The sequence below is a fragment of the Klenkia sp. AC732 genome, assembly GCF_979256525.1.
Genome location: NZ_CEEDOS010000020.1, coordinates 19,806 through 41,386, shown reverse-complemented (window position 1 = coordinate 41,386; position 21,581 = coordinate 19,806). Strand labels below are relative to the sequence as shown.

The window sequence follows — 21,581 nt, the reverse complement described above, 5'->3', positions numbered from 1 at the left end:
CGGTCGCGGTCAGGCGGTCTCGGCGGCCCGCCGCGCGGCGATCGCCTGCATCTCGCGCACGAAGGCGGCCTCGCCGGCGATCGCCGTCAGCCAGGCCCGCAGCGCCACGGGGTCGCGGCGGGCGGCGTCGCGCAGCGCGGTGATCCGCATGTGCCGGCCGGTGGCCTGCGCGCGCTGGGCGGGGGACAGCTCGCGCGCACCGCTGCGGGAGATCGCGGTGAAGGCCGCCCCGAGGTAGGTCAGCGCCGGGAGGTCGGTGGCCCGCGCCAGGACCTGCTCGGCGGCGGCGGCGTCCCCGGCGGCGGCCAGGGCCAGGTGCTCCTCGGCTCGGGCGAAGCCCCCGTCGGCGGTGCTCATGTCGTCTCCTGTCGGCGGGCCGGAACGCAGAACGGCCCCGCCGAGGGCGGGGCCGGACTGGTGTGGGTGCGCCATCAGGGACTTGAACCCCGAACCCGCTGATTAAGAGTCAGCTGCTCTGCCAATTGAGCTAATGGCGCGGCGTCGCCCGCGTGCGGCGACTCCGAGAACAGTACACGGGGCGGGGACGGGGCGCGCCACGGGGTCGGTGTCGACCTCGTGACAGTGACCTGACAGCCGGAGCGTGGACACTGGGGACAGGCGTGTGGGTCCGGCCGGGAGTGTCCCGGTGTCCGTGACCCCGCTGGTCAGGGGGACTCAGTGCGGATGAGGCAGAGGGTGGCCGCGATCGCGGTCGCCGGCGGGTTGATGCTGGTGACGGGGTGCCAGGGCGGTGACGACTCGTCCGGGCAGGCCGACGGCGGCCCGACGCCGACGACCGAGGCGCCGGCCGCGCAGCTGGCGCTGTCGCCGACCGACGGCACCGCGGACGTGTCGCCGACCACGCCGGTGCAGCTGTCGGTCACCGACGGCACGCTGGGGGAGGTCAGCGTCACCGACGCGGCCGGCACGGTCGTCGAGGGCACGGTCGCCGAGGCCGCGCCCGCCGCCGCCCCGGCCGCCGCCACCTCCGGCGCCCCGGAGAGCAGCCCGGCACCGGCCGCCGCCGACGCCACCTCCGTGTGGACGCCGGCCGCCCCGCTGGCCTACGGCACGACGTACACGCTCACCGCCGAGGCGACCAACGCCGAGGACGACGCCACCTCGGCGACCACGACGTTCACCACCGTGGCCCCCGGCACCCTGAGCACCCCCTCGATCGGGCCGCTGGACGGCACGACCGTCGGTGTGGGGATGCCGATCCGGGTCTACTTCGACCAGCCGGTCACCGACCGGGCCGCTGTCGAGAGCCACCTCGCGGTGACCAGCTCGACGCCGACCGACGGGCGCTGGAGCTGGATGAACGACTCCGAGGTGCACTTCCGGCCCTCCACCTACTGGCCGGCGAACAGCGAGGTGACCCTGGACGCCGACCTGTACGGCGTCGACATGGGCGGCGGCGTGTGGGGGGAGAAGGACCGCAGCGTCTCCTTCGCCGTCGGGTCCAAGCACGTCTCGGTCGCCGACGCCGGCACGCACACCCTCACCGTCTACGCCGACGACCAGGTCGTGCAGACCTACCCGATGAGCGCCGGGGGCCCGGAGAACCCGACCCGCAACGGCCCGCACGTGGTGCTGGAGAAGCGCGCCGACATCACCATGGACTCCTCGACCTTCGGCCTGGCCGTGGACGCCCCCGGCGGCTACCGGACCGACGTGCAGTTCGCCACCCGCATCTCCAACAACGGTGAGTTCGTGCACGCCGCCCCGTGGTCGGTGGGCCAGCAGGGCTCCAGCAACGTCTCGCACGGCTGCATCAACCTGTCCACCGACCGGGCCCAGTGGTTCTTCGACTTCAGCCAGCCCGGCGACGTCGTCGAGGTGGTCAACTCGGCCGGGCCGACGCTGTCCTCGGTCGACGGGGACATCTACGACTGGGCCATCCCGTGGGACCAGTGGGTGGCCGGCAGCGCGCTGTGAGCTGACCGCCCCGACGACGAGAGGCCGTGACCCGGTGGGTCACGGCCTCTCGTGCGTGGGGTGAGTGACGGGACTTGAACCCGCGACATCCAGGATCACAACCTGGCGCTCTACCAGCTGAGCTACACCCACCATCGCAGCCCGCGAACGGGCCTCGATGAGAGTACCGGAGCGGTCAGGCCCCCGGCGCGGGGGCCTGCTGGCCGGCGAGCAGTGCGGCGTAGGACTCGACGACGGCGGCCGACGCGGCCTGGGTCTGCTCGCTGGTCGGGCCGGGGGCGGCGACGAAGAGGGTCTGCCGGTAGTAGGCCAGTTCCCGGATGGACTCCAGGATGTCGGCCAGTGCCCGGTGGGCCAGGCCCTTGGGCGGCTGGCTGAAGTAGACCCGCGGGAACCAGCGGCGGGCCAGCTCCTTGACCGAGGAGACGTCGACCATCCGGTAGTGCAGGTGGTCGTCGAGCTCGGGCATGTCCCGGGCGATGAAGCCGCGGTCGGTGCCGATGGAGTTGCCGCACAGCGGCGCCGTCCGGCGGTCGGGGACGAAGCGCTTCACGTAGGCCAGCACCTGCTGCTCGGCGTCGGCCAGGCTCACCGCCGAGGCCCGCACGGCCTCGGTCAGCCCGGACTTGGCGTGCATCTGGGTGACGACGTCCCCCATCGCGGCGAGCTCGTCGTCCGTCGCGTGCACGATGACGTCCAGGCCCTCGTCCAGGACGTTGAGCTCGGAGTCGGTGACGACCACCGCGATCTCGATGAGCTTGTCCGTGGTGAGGTCCAGCCCGGTCATCTCGCAGTCGATCCAGACCAGGTGGTGCGCCCCGTTGTTCTTACCGCTGTCGGCCACGACCGGCGACAGTACGCACCAGCCGGCCCCGGCGCCCCACTCGACCCGCGGGTACCGCAACCCGCCGGGACCCGCCAGTCGAGAGGGCTGACCGGGACGCCCTGCACCGATACGCTGCTGGCTCGGCCACCTCGAGGAGCACCCGTGCCCCCCACCAGCACCGCGCCCGCCCTCCCGGCGGCGCCCGCCTCCGTGCGTCAGGCGGCTCGGCACCCCGTCGCCGCCCTGCGCTGGCTCTGGGCCTACGCGATGACGCCCGGCGCGCCCGGCCGGCCCACGACGCCTGCGGAGATGCGCTGGCTGTACGGCGGCTGGCTGCTGGCCTTCGCGCTGAAGATGCTCGGCAGCTCGTGGGACGTGTCCTGGCACTTCAAGTGGCTGCGCGACGACCTCGCGCCCCCGCACCTGCTCAACTCCGCGGGCACCGTGCTCGTCGTGGCCCTCGTCGTGGTGCACAGCTACAGCGGCCGCGGGGTCGACGTCCGGGCGCTGCGCTGGATGCAGGTCGGCACCGCCGTGTTCCTGGCCGCCGTCCCGATCGACATCGTGAACCACCGGGTGAACGGGCTGGACATCACCAGCTGGAGCCCCAGCCACATGCTGCTCTACGTCGGGACGGCGATCATGCTGGCCGGCGCCATCCGCGGCTGGTGGCTCTACGCCGAGGCCGGCCGGGCACGCACCCTGGTCAGCCTGGGCCTGTGGCTGTTCTTCCTGGAGAACGTGCTCTTCCCCAACCAGCACCAGGAGTACGGCGTGCTGTCCCTGGCCGCCTACCGCGCCGGGCACACCACCGCCGAGCCGCAGCTGCTGGACTTCGCCGCCTCCCAGGGCAAGGACGCCGCGGCGTTCATGCTCCCCGTGCCGGACTGGGTGCACCCGGCCTGGCTGATCGGGGCCGGCCTGCTCAGCCTCGTCGTGGCCCGCAAGGTCGTCGGCCTGCGCTGGACGGCGACGGTCCTCACCGCCACCTACCTGGGCTACCGGGCCGTCGTCTGGGGCCTGCTGGCCGCGACCGGCTTCCCGCCCTCCGTGCTGCCGGTGATGCTGCTGGTCGGCGCCGTCCTGGTCGACCTGGCCGTGACCTGGCGGGTCCCGGGCGCGATCGCCGGCATCCCGGTGGCCGGGGCGGTCTTCGCGGTCGCCTTCGCCCAGGAGTTCCTCGCCGTCATCCCGCCGTGGGAGTGGCGCGCCACGCCGTTCGTCTGCATCGGGTTCGCCCTGCTGTGGGCGGTGGTGGACCGGACCGGGCGCAGCGGTCGCTGGCAGCGCTGGCTGGTCGCCGTCGACCCCGGTGTGCACCCGGCCGCCACGGTGGTCCTCCCGTCGGCCAGCGGCGGCGCGTCCCGGCGGTGACGCCCGGGTCGGGCGCGCGGATGTCGTAACGTCGGGAGGACGACGGCGGCCGTTCCGGGCTGCCTGCCGACCGGCTGCGCCCGACCCCGCGGTGCCCGAGTCGCCCACCCCGACCGCAGACCCTGGGAGGTCCGGTGCTCACGCTCACCCCCTCCGGTCTGGAGACGTCGGCGGAGCGCGCGTTCTTCTCCGAGCTCACCAGCTGGGACAGCGGCGGCGCCGTCCGCGGTGCCGTGGTGGCCGGCCTCCCGCTGTCGGACGGGCCGATGGACCGCCGGGTCTCCGACGCGGTCGTCTTCGTGCCCGAGGGCCTGGCCGTGGTCCGGATCGTCGAGGTCGTCCGTCAGTCCGGTGTGGTCACCGTGCTGCCCGAGGGTGCCTGGACCATCGGCCCGGGCGCCGGGCCCGGCGACGTGCTGCGGCTCGCCGGTGGTGGCTCGACCACGCTGGACGGGCTCATGCGGGCCGGCATGGAGGCAGCCGTGCGGCTGCGCCGGGTCGGCCTGGAGCCCGGCCGGATCGCGCGGCTGACCGTGCTGTCCGGGGAGCTGACCGGGCTGGTGCCGGCCGACGGCGACCTCGGTGAGGGCGACCAGGTCGCGCTGCTGGAGCCGCGCTCGCTGCTGCTGGGCATCGCCCGGGCCAGCCGCTACGCCGGCACCGACAACCCCCGGCTGTGGACCACCGCCGACGTGCGGGCCGCCCTCGACGCCCTGGGCGTGGGTGGCCGCAGCCCCTCGGTCGAGGAGCTCAACGGCGAGGGCTTCCCGTACTCGCCCTACGTGCTGCGTCGCCGGGAGCTGCTGGCGCCCGCGACCCTGGCCAACCAGCCCGCCGTCCGCACCGCCGCCCCGACCGCGGCGCCGGTCACGCAGTCCCCGGTGCCCCCGCCGGACTTCCCGGCCACCGGCCCCGGCTCCTCGGGTGCCCCGGTCGGCGGTCCCGGCGGCCCGCTCGTCGACCCCGCCGCCGCGGGCGCCCTGGCCGCCGCGGCCGTCGCCGCGCAGGACGCCGAGGTCCGGCGCCGGGAGCAGCCCTCCTCGGCGCAGGGACCGCTGCCGGAGGTCCTGACGACGCCGACGCGGGACACCGTCGCGCTGCTGGGGCACACCGAGCAGGCCGGTGCCACGCAGCAGCCGACCACGCAGCAGCCGACCGCGCCCCGCCCGGCCGACCCGCAGCACACCCAGCAGATCCGGCCTGCCGCACCGCTGCGGCAGGAGCCGCCCACCCAGACCCCGCCGGCCTGGGCCCCCGCGCAGGCCTGGAGCGACCCGTCACCCCCGGCCTGGGAGGACGCTGCACCGCCCGCGCGGCAGCCGGACCAGACCGGGGGACTGGGCGGGTTCTTCGCCGAGACCGGCCCCGGCCCGGCCACGTCCACGGGTTCCGGCCCCACCCCGCCGACCGCCTGGACACCCACCGCCGCGGCAACGCCGGCCGAGGGCGCGGTCGCGCCGGCCGCCCCGCGGCGCCGTGGCCTGCTGGTCGTGCTCGCGGCGCTGGCACTGGTCGTCGTCCTCGGGCTGGGCGGCTGGCTGCTCACCCGCGACGGCGAGGACCCCGCCGGTGGCGGGACCGACACCGCGGCGCAGACCACCAGCGCCGCCCCCACGACCAGCGAGCCGGCGGTCCCGACCGGGCAGGCCATCGGCACGACGCAGGTCGTCGCCGGCACCACCTACACGCTGCAGGCCTTCCAGTACGACGCGTCCTGTGCCGGGCGTGCCTACGGGGCGGCACGCGGGTTCTTCGAGACCACCGACTGCGGTGGGCTGGTCCGCTCGCTGTGGTCCGCGGAGGCCGACGGGTTGCCGGCGGTCGTGTCGGTGGCCGAGGTGACCATGCCCGACGCGGCCCGCGCGCAGGCGCTGCTGTCACTGACCGACACCGCGGGCACCGGCAACGTCAACGACCTGCTGCGCGAGGGCGTCCGCTTCGACGGCGGCCCCGAGGCGCTGTCCGACGCCGAGTACGCCAGTGCCGCCACCGGTGAGGTCGCCACCATCGTGGAGACCGACTGGGTCGACGGCGAGGGCAGCGCGGCAGCCCTGCTGGCCCTGGCCGAGAACGCCCTCGAGCTCAGCGCCGAGTGAGCCGGGGGCGGTTGACCCGCCCCCGGTGCAGGTACTCCCCGGGCGACCCCTCGAGGAAGGCCCCACCGTGCAGCACGCGAGCTACGACTTCACCGACTCCGTCGTCCTGGTGACCGGGGGAGGCACCGGCATCGGGCGCGCGATCACCGACGCGTTCCTGGACGCCGGCGCTACCGTCGTCGTCACCGGTCGGCGCCGGGAGCGCCTGGAGCAGGCGCTGGAGGGCCGGCCCGCCGAGCGGGCGGTAGCGGTGCCCGCCGACGTCTCCGACGGCGGGCAGGTCCGGGACCTGGTGGCCGGGGTCCTGGAGCGGTTCGGCCGGCTCGACGTGGTGGTGTCCAACGCCGCCGGCTACGAGTCCGGGCCGTTGACCGAGCTCTCCGACGACGCCTGGGCCGCGCTGCGGGCGACCAACGTGGACGGCTTCTTCCACCTGGCCAAGGCGACGCTGCCGCACCTGGCCACCTCCGGGGGCTCGTTCGTCGCCGTCTCCAGCGTGTCCGGTGACCGGGGCGACTGGGGGCAGGCCGCCTACAACGCCACCAAGGCCGCGATCAGCAACTTCGTCCGCTCCCTGGCCCTGGACTGGGGGCCGCAGGGTGTCCGGGTCAACGCGGTCGCCCCGGCGTTCACCCTCACCGAGCTGACCGAGGGCATGGGCCGGGACGAGGAGGCGCTCGCGCCCTTCGTGGACCGGATCGCGCTGGGCCGGCCCGGCCTGCCCGCCGACGTCGCCCCGGCCGTGCTGTTCCTGGCCAGCGACGCCGCCCGGTACGTCACCGGGGCGGTGCTGCCGGTCGACGGCGGGACCAGCGCCTCGACCGGCCAGCCGCACCTCTAGGTCCGGTCAGACGGCGGTGGCGGCGGCTCGGGCCATCCGGGCCAGCAGCGCCGCCATCGCCGGGCGGGACAGCCGCCCGGCGCTGTGCGGGGTGGAGTTGATCAGCCCGAAGACGGCATGCGCCCGCGCCCGGCACTCCGAGGTCGACGCGTCGGGGTCCAGGCGGCCCAGCACCTCGACCCACTCCTCGACGTAGCGGCGCTGCAGCCGTCGGACCTGCTTGGCCTCGTCCTCGGCGAGCACGCCCAGGTCGCGGTCCTGCACGGTGATAAGCGCCGGGTTGTCCAGCGCGAAGTCCACCTGGAAGGCGATCAGGGCGTCCAGCTGGGCGTCCGGGTCGTCCCCGGCGCCGGCCACCACGGCCGCCCCGCCGGCCTGCAGTCGCTCGGAGATGCGGACCAGCATCTCGGCGAGCATCGCGTCCTTGGAGGCGAAGTGCCGGTAGATGGCCGGGCCGGTGACGCCGACCGCGGCGCCCACGTCGTCGACGCCCACGCTGCGCGAGCCGCGCTCGGCGAACAGCTGCGCGGCCGCCCGCAGGATCTGCTCCCGGCGGGAGGGTCGGGCGGCGTCGACGTGCAGCGCGGTGTCCGGCTCCGACGACATGGGACACAGGTTAACCGACGTTCACCCCGCACTGGACCCTGACGTGAACGACGGTTAACCTCCGGGGCGTGGATGCACCGGTGCTCGTCAGCGCCCCGCCCGCCGACCCCGAGGCGCCGGCGCGCAACGCCGCGGCGCACCGGGCGCTGTCCGCCGACCTCGCCGCGGAGCTCGCCCGGGTCGCCGAGGGCGGCGGTGAGCGCGCCCGGGCCAAGCACGTCGCCCGCGGCAAGCTGCTGCCCCGCGAGCGGGTCGACGCCCTGCTGGACCCCGGATCACCGTTCCTGGAGCTCTCCCCGCTGGCCGCGCACGGTCTCTACGACGGCGACGCGCCGGCCGCCGGGATCATCACCGGTGTCGGGCGGGTGGCCGGCCGGGAGGTCGTCGTCGTCGCCAACGACGCCACCGTCAAGGGCGGCACCTACTACCCGATGACGGTCAAGAAGCACCTGCGTGCGCAGGAGGTGGCGCTGCAGAACGAGCTGCCCTGCCTCTACCTGGTCGACTCCGGCGGGGCGTTCCTGCCCCGGCAGGACGAGGTGTTCCCCGACCGCGAGCACTTCGGCCGGATCTTCTACAACCAGGCCCAGATGTCCCGCCGCGGCATCCCGCAGCTGGCCGCCGTGCTGGGCTCCTGCACCGCCGGCGGCGCCTACGTCCCGGCGATGAGCGACGAGGCGGTCATCGTCCGCGAGCAGGGCACGATCTTCCTGGGCGGCCCGCCGCTGGTGAAGGCCGCGACCGGTGAGGTCGTCACCGCCGAGGACCTGGGCGGGGGAGACCTGCACAGCCGGGTCTCCGGCGTCACCGACCACCTCGCCGACGACGACGCGCACGCCCTGCAGATCCTGCGCCAGATCGTGGGCACGCTGGGCCCGGTCGCCCCGGCGCCCTGGGACGTCGTCCCCACCGAGGAGCCGCTGCACGCACCCGAGACGCTGTACGACGTCGTCCCCCCGGACAGCCGGACGCCCTACGACGTCCGCGAGGTCATCGCCCGGCTCGTCGACGGCAGCCGGTTCCACGAGTTCAAGGCCCTCTACGGGCAGACCCTGGTCACCGGGTTCGCCCGCATCCACGGCCACCCGGTCGGCATCGTGGCCAACAACGGCATCCTGTTCGGGGAGTCCGCGGTCAAGGGCGCGCACTTCGTCGAGCTGTGCGACAAGCGCAAGGTGCCGCTGCTCTTCCTGCAGAACATCAGCGGCTTCATGGTCGGGCGGGACTACGAGGCCGGCGGCATCGCCAAGCACGGCGCCAAGATGGTCACCGCGGTGGCCTGTGCCCGGGTGCCCAAGCTGACCGTGGTGATCGGCGGCTCGTTCGGCGCGGGCAACTACTCGATGTGCGGGCGGGCCTACTCGCCCCGGTTCCTGTGGACCTGGCCCAACGCGCGCATCTCGGTGATGGGCGGCGAGCAGGCCGCCAGCGTGCTGGCCACCGTCCGCCGGGACGGCCTGGAGGCCCGCGGCGAGGAGTGGTCGGCGCAGGACGAGGAGGCCTTCAAGGCCCCGGTCCGCGAGCAGTACGAGGCCCAGGGCCACCCGTACTACGCCACCGCCCGGCTCTGGGACGACGGGGTCGTCGACCCCGCCGACACCAGGACCGTGCTGGGTCTCGCGCTCTCCGCCGTCTCCCACGCCCCTCTGGAGGAGGTGGGTTATGGCGTCTTCCGGATGTGAGTCAGACGCCCGCGATGCGCGGCGCGGTGGGGTCGACGCCCTCACCGGCGGCGGACTCGCGCTGGACGTAGTCCTCGATCTGCTCGACGTCGTGCGCCGACCGCTTGGCGACGGCCAGCAGGTCGCTCATCTTGCTGACCTCCTCGACCTGCTCCTTGATGAACCACTGCATGAACTGGTCGGAGGCGAAGTCGTTCTCCCGGCGGGCGATCGCGGTGAGCTGGTTGACCTGCTCGGTGACCCGCTTCTCCTGCTCCAGGGCCAGGGCGATCGGGGCGACGACGTCGCTGAAGTCGTTGATCGGCGCGGGCAGCGCGGGGATGCGCACCTCGGCGTCGGCGTCGAGCAGGTAGCGCACCATCATCATCGCGTGGCTGCGCTCCTCGGCGGCCTGGTCGAAGAAGAGCTGCGCCGTCTGCTGCATGGTCTGCTGGTCGTAGTAGACCGCGCAGGCCACGTACTGCTGGTGCGCGGCGAACTCGTTGCCGATCTGCTCGTTGAGCTGGGTGATGAAGGCTTCGGCGGCCACGGTGGCTCCTGTTCTGCGAGGTCAGGCGACGTCCAGACGGTACCGGTCCCCGGGGCGCCCCCCTTCACAGTCGAGGTAGGCATGGCTAACCTCAGCACGTGGCCAAGCAGCGCATGCCGAAGAAGAAGTGCTGCGTGGACAAGCCGCGGTGCGGCCGCTGCCCGTTGCGGGCGCTCGCCGAGGGCACGCTCCCGCCCGGGTACACGGTCAAGAAGCGCCAGTTGGTCAAGGTCGGCAAGGACGCCGCTGGGTCGAAGGCGGCCCGAGCGGCCTGACCTCACCGCGTCGTCCTGCCCCGAGCAGGGAGACGCCTGATGTTCCAGACCGTGCTCGTCGCCAACCGGGGCGAGATCGCCGTCCGGGTCATCCGGACGCTGCGCTCGATGGGCATCCGGTCGGTCGCCGTCTACAGCGAGGCCGACGCCGGGGCGCTGCACACCCGGCTCGCCGACGTCGCCGTGCCGATCGGGCCGGCCCCGGCGACCCAGAGCTACCTGTCGGTGGAGCGGGTGCTCGACGCCTGCCGCCGCACGGGCGCGCAGGCCGTGCACCCCGGCTACGGGTTCCTGTCGGAGAACGTGGGGTTCGCCCGCGCCCTGGAGGCCGCCGGGATCACCTTCATCGGCCCGCCCGTCGCCGCGATCGAGGCGATGGGCGACAAGATCCGGGCCAAGGCGACCGTCAAGGCCGCCGGCGTGCCCGTCGTCCCCGGCTCCAGCGAGCCCGGCATGGACGACGCCGCCGTGGCCGCGGCCGCGGTCGCGGCCGGGTTCCCGGTGCTGCTCAAGCCCTCGGCCGGCGGCGGTGGCAAGGGCATGCGGGTGGTGCGCGAGGAGTCCCAGCTGGCCGAGGAGATCGCCGGCGCCCGCCGCGAGGCCCGCTCCTCCTTCGGCGACGACACGCTGCTGGTCGAGCGCTACGTGGGCAACAGCCGGCACGTCGAGGTCCAGGTCATGGGCGACACGCACGGCACCGTCGTCCACCTGGGCGAGCGGGAGTGCTCGCTGCAGCGCCGACACCAGAAGGTCGTGGAGGAGGCGCCCTCCCCGCTGCTGACCCCGCGGATGCGCGCGGCGATGGGCAAGGCCGCCGTCGACGCCGCGGCCGCCGTCGGCTACACCGGCGCCGGCACCGTCGAGTTCATCGTGGACGCCGACAACCCGCGGGACTTCTTCTTCCTGGAGATGAACACCCGGCTGCAGGTCGAGCACCCGGTCACCGAGCTGGTCACCGGCCTGGACCTGGTCGAGCTGCAGGTCCGCGTGGCCGCCGGGGAGCAGCTGCCCTTCGAGCAGGCCGACGTCTCCCTGGACGGGCACGCCATCGAGGCCCGGGTGTACGCCGAGGACCCCTCCCGCGGCTTCCTGCCGCAGACCGGCACCGTGCTCTCGCTGACCGAGCCGACCGGCGAGGGCATCCGGGTGGACAGCTCGCTGGTCGAGGGCGGCGTCGTGGGCACCGACTACGACCCGATGCTGGCCAAGGTCATCGCCTGGGGCCCCACCCGGGAGACCGCCCGGGCCCGGCTGGTCGCGGCACTCGGCCGCACCTCGGTGCTCGGCCTCACCACCAACGTCACGTTCCTGCGCACCCTGCTCGCCGACCCCGACGTGGTCGCCGGCGACCTGGACACCGGGCTCATCGAACGCCGCGGCGAGGAGCTGACCCGGGCCGACGCCCCGCCGGCGTCGGCCTACGCCGCGGCGGCGCTGGGCCTGCTGGCCGACGCCGAGCCCACCGGCCCGGTCGTCGACCCGTGGACCGTGCCCGGGGGCTGGCGGCTGGGTGAGCACGCCTGGACCCCGCGGACGCTGCAGGTGCCCGGCGGGGAGCCGGTCGTCGTCCGCACCCGCGGGCGGGCTGCCGCCGGCGAGGTCCGGGTCGGGGACGGCGAGGCCCAGCGGGCCCGGGTCTGGCGCGAGGACGGGCAGCTCGCCGTGGCCCTGGGCGACGTCACGACCCGGTACGTGACCGCGCGGGACGGCGGGACGGTCTGGCTCGGCGTGGAGGGGTACGCGCTGCCCTTCCGGGAGGCACCCCGGCTGGCGCCGGCGGGGGCGGCCGCGGCGAGCAGCGGCACGGTGACCGCCCCGATGCCCGGGACGGTGACCGTGGTGCGCGCAGCAGTCGGTGACGAGGTGACGGCGGGGACCCCGCTGCTCGTCGTCGAGGCGATGAAGATGGAGCACGTGCTGACCGCGCCGATCGACGGCACGGTCACCGAGCTCGCGGTGACGGCCGGCCACCAGGTCCGGCTGGACGAGACGCTGGCCGTGGTGACCCCACCGGCGGCGGACGACGAGCAGGCACAGGAGAGCTGAGATGACGCTGGACTACCGGCTGGACACCGAGACCGAGGCGCTGCGGACGATGGTCCGCGAGTTCGCCCACGAGGTGGTGCGCCCGCAGATCGGCGCGTTCTACGAGGCCGACGAGTTCCCGGTCGCGATCGTGCGGCAGATGGGCGAGCTGGGCCTGTTCGGGCTGCCGTTCCCCGAGGAGTACGGCGGCTCGGGCGGGGACTACTTCACCCTGTGCGTCGCGCTGGAGGAGCTGGCCCGGGTCGACTCCTCGGTGGCGATCACCCTGGAGGCCGGGGTGTCCCTCGGCGCGATGCCGCTGTTCCGCTTCGGCACCGAGGAGCAGAAGAAGGAGTGGCTGCCCCGGCTCTGCGCCGGTGAGGCCCTGGGTGCCTTCGGGCTCACCGAGGCCGGCGGCGGCTCCGACGCCGGGTCCACCCGCACGACCGCGAGGCTCGAGGACGGGCAGTGGGTCGTCAACGGATCCAAGTCCTTCATCACCAACTCCGGCACCGAGCTCACCGAGCTGGTCACCGTCACCGCCGTCACCGGCACCCGGCCCGACGGCGGCAAGGAGATCTCGGCGATCCTCATCCCCTCCGGGACGCCGGGCTTCGCCGTCGGCCAGCGCTACTCCAAGGTCGGCTGGAACGCCTCGGACACCCGCGAGCTGTCCTTCACCGACGTCCGGGTGCCGGAGGAGAACCTGGTCGGCGAGCGCGGCCGCGGCTACGCCCAGTTCCTGTCGATCCTGGACGAGGGCCGGATCGCCATCGCCGCACTGGCCGTGGGCCTGTGCCAGGGCTGCGTGGACGAGAGCGTCAGGTACGCCGCCGAGCGCGAGGCGTTCGGGCAGGCCATCGGCAAGAACCAGGCTGTCGCGTTCATGATCGCCGACATGGAGGTCCGCGCCTCGACCGCGCGGCTGGCCTACTACCGGGCCGCGGAGAAGATGCTGCGCGGCGAGCCGTTCAAGCGCGAGGCCGCCATCGCCAAGCTCTACAGCTCGGAGATGGCCATGGAGAACGCCCGCTACGCCACCCAGGTGCACGGCGGGTACGGGTTCATGAACGAGTTCCCGGTCGGCCGGTTCTACCGGGACGCCAAGATCCTGGAGATCGGCGAGGGGACGTCGGAGGTGCAGCGGATGCTCATCGCCCGCTCCCTCGGCGTCGGCTCCTGACCCCTGCACCCCCAGCCCCCCAGCGCGGGTGGGCGCGCACCCGCGCCACGGGTGCGCGCCCGCACCACTCCTGCGGCCAGGTGACCGGAGTGGGCGCGCAGCGGCGTCCTGGCTGCGCCCGGACGCCGCCCACCCCGGGTGTCACAGCGGCGCGGGGGGCTCAGGCGGTGACGTCGACCAGCACCTTGCCGACGACGGCGTCCTGCACCGCCTGGTGCGCAGCACCGGTCTCGGCCAGCGGGTAGGTGTGCAGCGGCAGCCCGGCGTCCTCACCGACCCGGATCGCCCCGACGGCCAGTGCGGCGGTGATGTCGTCGACCGCGTGGCCCTTGGCCCTGGCCGGGGCGGTGTAGACGAGCACGAACTGGAAACGGGCGTTGGGGGCCATCAGGGCGCGCACCGGCAGGGTGAACTCGGTGCCGCCGTCGTCGGCGTAGACGGCGACCGAGGCGTGGGGGGCCAGCACCTGCACGTCGGACGCCGCGTTCGCCACGATGGACACCTCGACGACGGCGTCGACACCGCGCGGGCTGATCCTCCCGATCTCGGCGACGACGTCCTGGGTCGTGTAGTCGATGACGTGGTCGGCCCCCGCCGCGGCGGCCAGCTGGGCCTTGCGCGGGGAGCTGATCGTGGCGATGACGGTCGCACCGGCCCAGTGCGCCAGCTGGATCGCCGCGTTGCCGACGGCGCCCGCGCCGCCCTGCACCAGCACGACCCGGCCCTCCAGGGTGCCGGGGCCGATCCGGTCGGGCAGCTCCTCGGCCACGGTGAGACAGCGGTGCGCCGTCATGAACGGGATGCCCAGCGCGGCGCCGAGCTCGAAGGGGTGCTCGCCCAGGGGCACCGCCTGGTGCGTGGGGACGACGGTGTGCTCGGCGGCCGTCCCGGTGGACCGCTGCCAGGCGGCCTCCCAGACCCACACCCGCTCGCCCACGCGCGCGGCGTCGACGCCCTCGCCGACCGCGTCGATCGTGCCGCTGCCGTCCTGGTCGGGGGTCTTCCCGGCGTCGCCGGGGTCGGTGGTGCTGCGGGACTTCCAGTCGGTCGGGTTGACCCCGGAGAAGGCCAGCCGCACGCGGACCTCACCGGGTCCGGGCTCGGGGGTGGGCAGCTCGGTGAGCTGCAGGACGTCGGGGCCGCCGGGCTGGGTGTGGGTGATGGCTCGCACCGTCCCTGCCTACCCCTCCCGGCGGCGTCCCGCGACTACAGCCGGTCCAGCTCGGCGGCGAAGGGGTCCAGGCCGAACGAGCCCAGGTCCAGGACGGCGCGGTGCCACGCCTTGAGGTCGAAGGTCGCCGTGCCGGGCGCGGGCCCGCTCCCGGGCGTCCAGGAAGACCCGCTCGCCGACCTTGTAGGACGGCGCCTGGCCGGGCCAGCCCAGGTAGCGGTGCAGCTCGTCGACCAGCATCTCGTCGACCATGGACACGTGGTCGCGCAGGAACGCCAGGGCCACGTCGTAGCTCCACCGGTCGGCGTCGACGCCCTGCCCGGGCGGGATGGGCAGGTCCAGGTGGACGCCGATGTCGAGCACCACCCGGGCCGCGCGCAGCTCCTGCGCGTCGAGCATGCCCAGCCGGTCGCCCGGGTCCTCGAGGAAGCCCAGCTCGCCCATCAGCCGCTCGGCGTACAGCGCCCAGCCCTCGCCGTGCGCGGAGACGAAGCACAGCAGCCGCTGCCAGCGGTTGAGCAGCGCGGCGTTGTAGACCGTCTGGCCGATCTGCAGGTGGTGCCCGGGCACGCCCTCGTGGAAGACCGTCGTGGTCTCCCGCCAGGTCGTCATGTCCTCGACGCCGTCGGGCAGCGACCACCACATCCGGCCGGGGCGGCTGAAGTCCTCGGTGGGGCCGCCGTAGTAGACGCCGCCTCCGGAGGTCGGGGTCAGCCGGCCCTCGATGGTCCGCACCGGCTCGGGGACGTCGAAGTGCACGCCGTCCAGGGCGGCGATGGCGGCGTCCGCGGTGTCCTGCAGCCACTGCTGCAGCGCCGGCCGACCCCGTACGACGCGGGCGGGGTCGGCGTCCAGCACCTCGACGGCGCCGGCGAACCCGCGGCCGGGGGCGATGACCTCGGCCACCGCGGCCTTCTCGGCGACGACGCGGGCCAGTTCCTGCCAGCCCCAGGCGTAGGTCTCCTCCAGGTCGAGGTCGGCGCCGGTGAAGTAGCGGGACTCCCGGGCGTAGCGCTCCCGGCCGACCCCGTCGGTCTCCGGGGCCCGGGGGAGCAGCTCGCGCTCGACGTGGTCGGCGAAGTGCAGGAAGGCGTCGTGTGCGCCCTCGGCGGCCCGGTCCAGCCGCGGGCGCAGCGCGGCGGGCGCGGGCTCGACGAAGGTGGTGAAGAAGCCGGGCAGGTGCGGGGTGCCGGCCCAGCGGCGGGCCAGCGCGGCGGTGAGCCGGACCTGCCGGGCGGCGGCCACCCGCCCCTGCGCGGCGGCGTCGTCCAGGCCGGCGAGGTAGCCCTCGACCCCGCTGGGGAGGGCCTCCAGCCGCCGGGCGATCGTGGCCCAGTCCTCGTCGGTCTCCGTGGGCATCACGTCGAACGTCTCGCGGAAGACCTGCAGCGGGCACTCGATGCTGTTGAGGTCCGCGGCCGCCCAGCCGGAGTCCAGCCGGGCCAGCTCGGCCTCCAGCCGCTCGACCATCGCCGCCCGGGCCACCTCGTCGCGGTGGTCGACCGGGGTGCAGGCGAGGGCCGCGGCGACCGTCGTGCGCAGCAGGTCCGCGTGCGCGGCCCGGCCGGCGGGGGACAGGTCGGGCCACCGGTCGTCGTGCCCGGGGACGCCGATGTGGGTGGCGGTCACCGGGTCGATCGCGGCGTAGGCGTCGACGAAGGCGTCGGCCAGGCGGTCGAGGTCCGAGGGCTGTCGGGGGGAGTCGCTCACCGCCCCGACGCTAGTGCGCCCGGTCGGACGACGGGGGTCGTCCGGCCGGGCGCACGGCACTGCGGTGGTGCGGTGGTGCTGGTGGTGCTGGTGCTGGTGCTGGTGCTGGTGGCCAGGTGGCTCAGACCTGGAAGCCGCGCTGGCGGCGGACCAGCTTCTTGAGCATGAAGACCGTCTGCAGCACGGTGAGCAGGTAGAGCACCGGCCAGCCGATGGACAGGATGGCCGACTGCAGCTGCACGCTCTGCTGGCTCCAGGCGAAGATCAGCACCGCGAAGGTGGCGACCGCGCACACCAGCGGCATCACGTACGCCGACCCGCGACCGCGCTCTGCGGCGGCCTGGGCGGCCCAGTTGTCCTTGTCCGAGCGGGCGAAGAACTGGGTCCAGGCGGTGAGGAAGTGGCCCATGCGCAGCCACATGTAGATCTCCGCCGGCGCCACGAGGAGCGCGTAGAAGATGTCCGACCCGCTCTTGTCGTGCATCGAGGCCGCGATGCGCAGGTTCAGGCAGGTCGCCACGACCGGCGGGATCAGCCACACGGGGTTGAACACGAAGGCGTCGATGCTCAGGGCCGCGGCCAGCAGCAGCAGGAACGCCATCCGGCTGAAGATGTTGAAGACCATCGCGATGTTCTCGTACCAGCGCAGGCGCAGGTTCGGGTGCGTCGGCTGGCCCTTGGTGTCCCCGCGCTGACCGGGCCACAGCAGGTCGATGCCGCCGTAGTTCCACTTGACCTGCTGGCCGTGCAGCGACCGGAGGGTCTCCATCGGGCCCACGTTGGCGCGCGCCCGGGCGCTGATCTTGGTGCTGTAGCCGGCGTCCTTGATCTGCAGGGAGAGCTTGGAGTCCTCGACCTCGGAGTCGCGCACCCAGGGCGCGGCCTGGTGGTTGAGGTACATGACCTGCTCCAGCGCGCGGACGCTGAACAGGCTGCACTGACCACCCAGGACGGCCATGTTCCGGCCACGGACCAGGTTGTCCATGTTGAACCCGGCGAACTGGGCGCGCTGGCCGGCGACCAGGAACTTGGCCATCGGGCCGTGGACGGTGGACTTGTCGAAGGAGTAGATCGCCGACAGACCGCCGATGCGCTGGTCGGTGACCATCTCCTTCTCCATCCACTCGACGCAGAAGCGGTCGAGGGTGGTGTCGCCGTCGACACCGAGGATGTAGTCGTGCGCCCGGCTGACGTAGTAGCCGTAGTTGAGCGCGCCGACCTTCTTGTCCGGGTTCACGCCGATGTCGTGCACGTGCACGGTGGTCGTGTACTTCTGGCCCTTGACCGTGCGCTCGTGCTCGCCGACGAACTCCCCGGCGATCTCGCCGGTGTCGTCGTCGGTGTTGTTGATGACGACGTGCACCGTGTCCGGGGGCCGGGTCTGGGACAGGATCGAGGTCAGCACCGCCCGGATCGTCCCCTCCTCGTTGTAGGCGGGGATGACGCAGGCGATGGTGGCGTGCCGCCGGGTGGAGGTGGTGCGCCGGTCGGTGAACTGCTCGGGGACCAGGGTGCTGACGTCGGGGACCTCGCCCCCGCTCCGGGCGAGGAGGGTGACGCGGTCGGTGGCCCGACGCATGCCCTGGACGGCGATCTCGGTCATGGGTTCTCCTGGGCTGCGACGGGCGCGGTGGCGGCGGGGGTGGCGGGCAGCGCGAGGGGCAGCACCAGGCTGTCCAGCACGGTCTGGCGGAAGTAGCGCTCGGAGCCGGGTTCGGTCTCGATGAGCAGGTCGAACTGCACGTCGACGGTCAGTGCCGTCGCCTCCCCGGCCGACGGCGGCAGGGTGAGCACGGTGCCGTAGGTGTACGGCGCCTGGATGACGAACTCACCGGAGTCCTCGTCGACCTGGGTCCGGGTGGTGCCGTCGTCGAGCACGGCGGTGAACCGGGTGACCAGCACGAGCAGCTCGTCGTCGGGGTCACCGCCCTCGAGGTGGGCGGACAGCTGCAGCGTCTTGGACCCCGACGCCGTCCAGGCCGCGGCCTGCTCGGTGGTCCACCAGTCGATGACCAGCTGACGCTCACCGGCGGCCAGCACGTGGGTCACCGACCCGACGTCGAGCTCGCCGGGGGCGCGGACCGGGGCGGCGGGCTCCGGGGTGACGACGGCCTGGACGGCCTCCTCGGCGGGCGCCGACGAGGAGGTCGGGGTCGCGCTGGGGGAGGCGGAGGTGGTGCGGGCTGCCGCGGAGCTGGAGCCGGCGTCCAGCGACGGGCTCATGCTCACGTCGGGCAGCTGGCAGGAGCTGAGCGCGGCGACGCTGAGCAGCACGACACCGGCGCGGCGGACGGCGGGGCCCAGTCGCCGGGTGGGGGCCCTGTGGGCTGGCATCTCGGGTGTGTCTCCTGGTGCGACCGGCTGGGTCGCGGGGCGGCGGTGGCTGGCACCGGGTCCGACGGTGGGGGGTCGGTGCCGCGGGCGTCGGACCGGGGCTCCGGGTCGACGCGGCACCACCGGGTCGACGTCGTCCCGGGCCTGTCGGTGATCACCATGTGACTCAGCGTGAAGGGGCGTCAAGAGGTCGAGCCGCAGGTCAAACCCCAACGGGTCACCTGGTTCCGCTTTTCATCCCAGGGGGTGACCGGAACGGATCCGGACTCGAGCGGTGTCACCGTGGGTGAGGGGCCGGGACGCCGAGGGGCCCACGGTCGACGACCGTGGGCCCCCCGGGGTGGTTGTGGCGGGCCTCAGACGGGGGTGACCTGCAGGGTCAGTGCCCGTCGCCCGGCGTCGGAACGGGCGGTGGCCAGCCGCTCGTCGGTCGGCGTGCCGTACTCGGTGGTGCGCTGGCGGGCGGGCCGGCCGATCGCCGCGGCCATCGCCTCCAGCTGGGCGACGGTCTTCAGCGAGCCGTTCTCGCTGCCGGCCATCCGGCTGATCGTCTCCTCCATCAGCGTCCCGCCCAGGTCGTTGGCGCCGCCCTGCAGCACCACCTGGGTGCCGGCGTCGCCGAGCTTGACCCAGGAGGTCTGGATGTTGTCGATCCGACCGTGCAGCAGCAGCCGGGACACCGCGTGCACGGCCCGGTTCTCCCGGTTGGTCGGCCCCGGGCGGGCCACGCCGGCCAGGTAGATGGGGGAGTTGTGGTGCACGAAGGGCAGCAGCACGAACTCCCGGAACCCGCCGGTGCGGTCCTGCAGCGCCGCCAGCGTCCGCAGGTGGTTGACCCAGTGCGCGGGGGTGTCGACGTGGCCGTACATCATCGTCGAGGTCGAGGGCAGCCCCACGCGGTGCGCGGCCTCCACCACCTCCAGCCAGGTGGCGGTGGGCAGCTTGCCCTTGGTCAGCACCCAGCGGACGTCGTCGTCGAGGATCTCCGCGGCCGTGCCCGGGATCGAGTCCAGCCCGGCCTCCTTGGCCGCGAGCAGGAACTCGGTGAACGACAGCCCGGTGCGGGCGGCACCGTTCACGACCTCCATCGGTGAGTAGGCGTGCAGGTGGATGCCCGGCTGCCGGCGCTTCACCTCGCGGGCCAGGTCCAGGTAGGCGGTGCCGGGCAGGTCGGGGTGGATGCCGCCCTGCATGCAGATCTCGGTCGCCCCGCCGGCCCAGGCCTCGTCCACCCGGTCGCCGACCTGCTCCAGGGACAGCGTGTAGGCGTCGGCGTCGGTGCGCCGCTGGGCGAACGCGCAGAACCGGCATCCGGTGTAGCAGACGTTGGTGAAGTTGATGTTCCGGTTCACCACGTAGGTGACGTCGTCGCCGTTGACGTCCCAGCGCACCGCGTCGGCCAGCGCGGCGAGGGCGTCCAGGTCGCCGCCATCGGCACCCAGCAGCGTCAGGTACTCGGCGTCGGTCAGCCCGGCCGGGTCGAGCTCCGCCCGGCCGAGTGCCGCGTGCACCTCGGGGTCACCGACCCGCAGCGCCGTGGTCGAGCCGTCCCGGGCGGCGGTGGTGCGCTCGCGCAGCTCGGACCAGTCGCCGTAGACGGCGTCGAAGTCGCTGCGCCGGTCGTCGGTGCGGCCCTCGGTGTCGATGGCGGTGTGCAGGTCGACCCGGCCGGTCCCGGTGTGCGAGGCGCCCCAGGACTCGTCGGGCTCCTGCCAGGGGCGGCCGACCGGCCGCCGGCCCTCGACGGCCAGTCCGTCCGGGCCGGCCAGCGCGGCGACGTGCGGTCGCACCCGGGGGTCCAGCCACGGCTCGGGGGACTGCACGTACGGCGGCTGGGCGGCCAGCCGCTCGCGCAGCGTGAAGCCGGCGTCGGCGGTCAGCTGCGTGAGGGTGTCGATGTGCGGCCAGGGCCGCTCGGGGTTGACGTGGTCCGGGGTCAGCGGCGAGACCCCGCCCCAGTCGTCGACGCCGGCCCGCACCAGCAGGCCCAGCTCGGCCGGGTCGGTCAGGTTCGGCGGCGCCTGCACCCGCGCGGCGGGCCCCAGCAGCAGCCGGGTGACGGCGACCGCGGCCACGTACTCCTGCAGCGCGAGGTCCTCGGTCGCGGCCATCGCCGTGCGCCGCTTGGCCCGGAAGTTCTGCACGATCACCTCCTGCACGTGACCGTGGCGCTGCGCCGAGGCCCGGATCTGCAGGACCGCGTCCACCCGCTCGGCGGCGTCCTCCCCGATGCCCAGCAGCACCCCGGTGGTGAAGGGCACCGCGGAGCGGCCGGCGTCCTCCAGCACCCGCAGCCGGACGGCGGGGTCCTTGTCCGGGGAACCGAAGTGCGGGCCCCCGGGCTCGGTGAACAGTCGGGTCGCCGTCGTCTCCAGCATCATCCCCATCGACGCCGAGACCGGCTTGAGCCGCTGGATCTCCTCCCAGCTGAGCACCCCCGGGTTCAGGTGCGGGAGCAGGCCGGTCTCCTCCAGCACCCGCACCGCCATGGCCCGCAGGTAGCCCAGGGTGGAGTCGAAGCCGTGCGCCTCCAGCCACTCCGCGGCCACCGGCCAGCGGTCCTGTGGACGGTCGCCCAGGGTGAACAGCGCCTCCTTGCAGCCCAGCTCGGCGCCGGCGCGGGCGACCGCGAGCACCTCGTCGGGTGACAGGAACGGGGCCTTGCCCTCCGCGCGCAGCTGCCCCGGCGTCGTGACGAACGTGCAGTAGTGGCAGCGGTCCCGGCACAGGTGGGTCAGCGGGATGAAGACCTTGCGGCTGTAGGTGAGCACCCCGGGCCGCCCGGCCGAGGCCAGCCCGGCGTCGCGCACCCGGGAGGCCGCGGTGAGCAGCCGGTCCAGCGGCTCGCCCGGGGCCAGCCCGCGGGCGTGCAGCAGGGTCTCCGCCTCGAGGGCGTCCAGCCGGACCCCGCGCTCGGCCCGGACGACGGCGCGGCGGACGGCGGACTCGGAGAAGGGTGCAGCAGTCATCGTCCGATCGACGGTAGTCGCC

17 protein-coding genes and 2 tRNA genes are annotated in these 21,581 nt (G+C 74.0%); 8 read left to right on the top strand and 11 right to left on the bottom strand.

Translation table 11 applies throughout. The annotated features are described in order from the left end of the window. Positions 1-9: 9 nt before the first annotated feature. Entirely contained in the window at positions 10-357 is a 348-nt protein-coding gene (locus AC0IVP_RS11445; RefSeq protein ID WP_471756663.1) for a hypothetical protein, read from the bottom strand. Between the two features lie 67 nt (positions 358-424). Continuing rightward, positions 425-497: transfer RNA gene (locus AC0IVP_RS11440), tRNA-Lys, on the bottom strand. 187 nt (positions 498-684) lie between these two features. On the opposite strand from AC0IVP_RS11440, the gene AC0IVP_RS11435 reads away from it, so the two are divergent. Next, on the top strand, positions 685-1,938 hold the full coding sequence (locus AC0IVP_RS11435; RefSeq protein WP_471756661.1) for a L,D-transpeptidase: 1,254 nt from the start codon (positions 685-687) through the stop codon (positions 1,936-1,938). 56 nt (positions 1,939-1,994) lie between these two features. Here the strand turns inward: AC0IVP_RS11435 and AC0IVP_RS11430 are convergent. Together AC0IVP_RS11430 and orn are read right to left on the bottom strand one after the other, a co-directional pair. Next, positions 1,995-2,070 (bottom strand) — tRNA-His (locus AC0IVP_RS11430). Between the two features lie 43 nt (positions 2,071-2,113). Continuing rightward, a complete protein-coding gene (orn, locus tag AC0IVP_RS11425) occupies positions 2,114-2,782 on the bottom strand; it encodes an oligoribonuclease (RefSeq protein WP_082557070.1) in 669 nt (222 codons plus the stop codon). Positions 2,783-2,926: 144 nt separating this feature from the next. Between orn and AC0IVP_RS11420 the strand changes: the two genes are divergently transcribed. The 3 genes from AC0IVP_RS11420 to budC all read left to right on the top strand — a co-directional run bounded on the left by AC0IVP_RS11420 (position 2,927) and on the right by budC (position 7,075). Continuing rightward, the gene (locus AC0IVP_RS11420) at positions 2,927-4,138 is read left to right on the top strand and encodes a hypothetical protein (RefSeq protein ID WP_471756659.1); all 1,212 of its coding nucleotides are present in this window, start codon (positions 2,927-2,929) and stop codon (positions 4,136-4,138) included. Between the two features lie 134 nt (positions 4,139-4,272). Further along, entirely contained in the window at positions 4,273-6,234 is a 1,962-nt protein-coding gene (locus AC0IVP_RS11415) for a hypothetical protein (protein ID WP_471756657.1), read from the top strand. 67 nt (positions 6,235-6,301) lie between these two features. Continuing rightward, positions 6,302-7,075, top strand: coding sequence for a meso-2,3-butanediol dehydrogenase (budC, locus tag AC0IVP_RS11410; protein WP_471756655.1), 774 nt, complete (start codon positions 6,302-6,304; stop codon positions 7,073-7,075). Between the two features lie 6 nt (positions 7,076-7,081). Here the strand turns inward: budC and AC0IVP_RS11405 are convergent, their stop codons facing one another. Then, a complete protein-coding gene (locus AC0IVP_RS11405) occupies positions 7,082-7,681 on the bottom strand; it encodes an SACE_7040 family transcriptional regulator (RefSeq protein ID WP_056297261.1) in 600 nt (199 codons plus the stop codon). A 68-nt stretch (positions 7,682-7,749) separates the two neighbouring features. On the opposite strand from AC0IVP_RS11405, the gene AC0IVP_RS11400 reads away from it, so the two are divergent. Then, the gene (locus tag AC0IVP_RS11400) at positions 7,750-9,363 is read left to right on the top strand and encodes a carboxyl transferase domain-containing protein (RefSeq protein WP_471756653.1); all 1,614 of its coding nucleotides are present in this window, start codon (positions 7,750-7,752) and stop codon (positions 9,361-9,363) included. A 1-nt stretch (position 9,364) separates the two neighbouring features. Here AC0IVP_RS11400 and AC0IVP_RS11395 read toward each other — a convergent pair whose 3' ends face one another. Continuing rightward, positions 9,365-9,892: a ferritin gene (locus AC0IVP_RS11395; RefSeq protein WP_056297267.1), complete on the bottom strand. Its 528-nt coding sequence runs from the start codon at positions 9,890-9,892 to the stop codon at positions 9,365-9,367. Positions 9,893-9,990: 98 nt separating this feature from the next. Between AC0IVP_RS11395 and AC0IVP_RS11390 the strand changes: the two genes are divergently transcribed. From AC0IVP_RS11390 to AC0IVP_RS11380, 3 genes are read left to right on the top strand one after another with little or no spacing between them, the layout of a single operon-like run. After that, positions 9,991-10,167, top strand: coding sequence for a hypothetical protein (locus AC0IVP_RS11390; RefSeq protein WP_157519462.1), 177 nt, complete (start codon positions 9,991-9,993; stop codon positions 10,165-10,167). Between the two features lie 39 nt (positions 10,168-10,206). Continuing rightward, complete coding sequence (locus AC0IVP_RS11385; protein WP_471756651.1) at positions 10,207-12,213, top strand: acetyl/propionyl/methylcrotonyl-CoA carboxylase subunit alpha; 2,007 nt, start codon at positions 10,207-10,209, stop codon at positions 12,211-12,213. Position 12,214: 1 nt separating this feature from the next. Beyond that, positions 12,215-13,375 (top strand): acyl-CoA dehydrogenase family protein, encoded by a 1,161-nt coding sequence (locus tag AC0IVP_RS11380; protein WP_471756649.1) that lies wholly within the window; start codon positions 12,215-12,217, stop codon positions 13,373-13,375. Positions 13,376-13,535: 160 nt separating this feature from the next. Here AC0IVP_RS11380 and AC0IVP_RS11375 read toward each other — a convergent pair whose 3' ends face one another. From AC0IVP_RS11375 to AC0IVP_RS11355, 5 genes are all read right to left on the bottom strand, one after another. Then, positions 13,536-14,546, bottom strand: a complete 1,011-nt coding sequence (locus AC0IVP_RS11375; protein WP_471756647.1) for an NADPH:quinone reductase — start codon at positions 14,544-14,546, stop codon at positions 13,536-13,538. A 9-nt stretch (positions 14,547-14,555) separates the two neighbouring features. After that, positions 14,556-16,256, bottom strand: a complete 1,701-nt coding sequence (locus AC0IVP_RS11370) for a DUF885 domain-containing protein (RefSeq protein ID WP_471756645.1) — start codon at positions 16,254-16,256, stop codon at positions 14,556-14,558. 121 nt (positions 16,257-16,377) lie between these two features. Next, positions 16,378-17,859 carry a glycosyltransferase family 2 protein gene (locus tag AC0IVP_RS11365; protein WP_471756643.1) on the bottom strand — a complete coding sequence of 494 codons (1,482 nt, stop codon included), beginning with the start codon at positions 17,857-17,859 and terminating at the stop codon, positions 16,378-16,380. Next, positions 17,856-18,590, bottom strand: coding sequence for a hypothetical protein (locus AC0IVP_RS11360; RefSeq protein ID WP_471756641.1), 735 nt, complete (start codon positions 18,588-18,590; stop codon positions 17,856-17,858). The genes AC0IVP_RS11365 and AC0IVP_RS11360 overlap by 4 nt, the downstream gene beginning before the upstream one ends. Positions 18,591-18,946: 356 nt before the next feature. Further along, a complete protein-coding gene (locus AC0IVP_RS11355) occupies positions 18,947-21,559 on the bottom strand; it encodes a bifunctional FO biosynthesis protein CofGH (protein ID WP_471756639.1) in 2,613 nt (870 codons plus the stop codon). Between the last annotated feature and the right edge of the window lie 22 nt (positions 21,560-21,581).

What these genes read in the sequence shown, in the direction of transcription:
- AC0IVP_RS11360 (WP_471756641.1), bottom strand. Translation starts at nt 18,590, where the DNA reads ATGCCAGCCCACAGGGCCCCCACCCGGCGACTGGGCCCCGCCGTCCGC.
- AC0IVP_RS11445 (WP_471756663.1), bottom strand. Translation starts at nt 357, where the DNA reads ATGAGCACCGCCGACGGGGGCTTCGCCCGAGCCGAGGAGCACCTGGCC.
- AC0IVP_RS11385 (WP_471756651.1), top strand. Translation starts at nt 10,207, where the DNA reads ATGTTCCAGACCGTGCTCGTCGCCAACCGGGGCGAGATCGCCGTCCGG.
- AC0IVP_RS11405 (WP_056297261.1), bottom strand. Translation starts at nt 7,681, where the DNA reads ATGTCGTCGGAGCCGGACACCGCGCTGCACGTCGACGCCGCCCGACCC.
- AC0IVP_RS11355 (WP_471756639.1), bottom strand. Translation starts at nt 21,559, where the DNA reads ATGACTGCTGCACCCTTCTCCGAGTCCGCCGTCCGCCGCGCCGTCGTC.
- AC0IVP_RS11365 (WP_471756643.1), bottom strand. Translation starts at nt 17,859, where the DNA reads ATGACCGAGATCGCCGTCCAGGGCATGCGTCGGGCCACCGACCGCGTC.
- AC0IVP_RS11435 (WP_471756661.1), top strand. Translation starts at nt 685, where the DNA reads ATGAGGCAGAGGGTGGCCGCGATCGCGGTCGCCGGCGGGTTGATGCTG.
- AC0IVP_RS11380 (WP_471756649.1), top strand. Translation starts at nt 12,215, where the DNA reads ATGACGCTGGACTACCGGCTGGACACCGAGACCGAGGCGCTGCGGACG.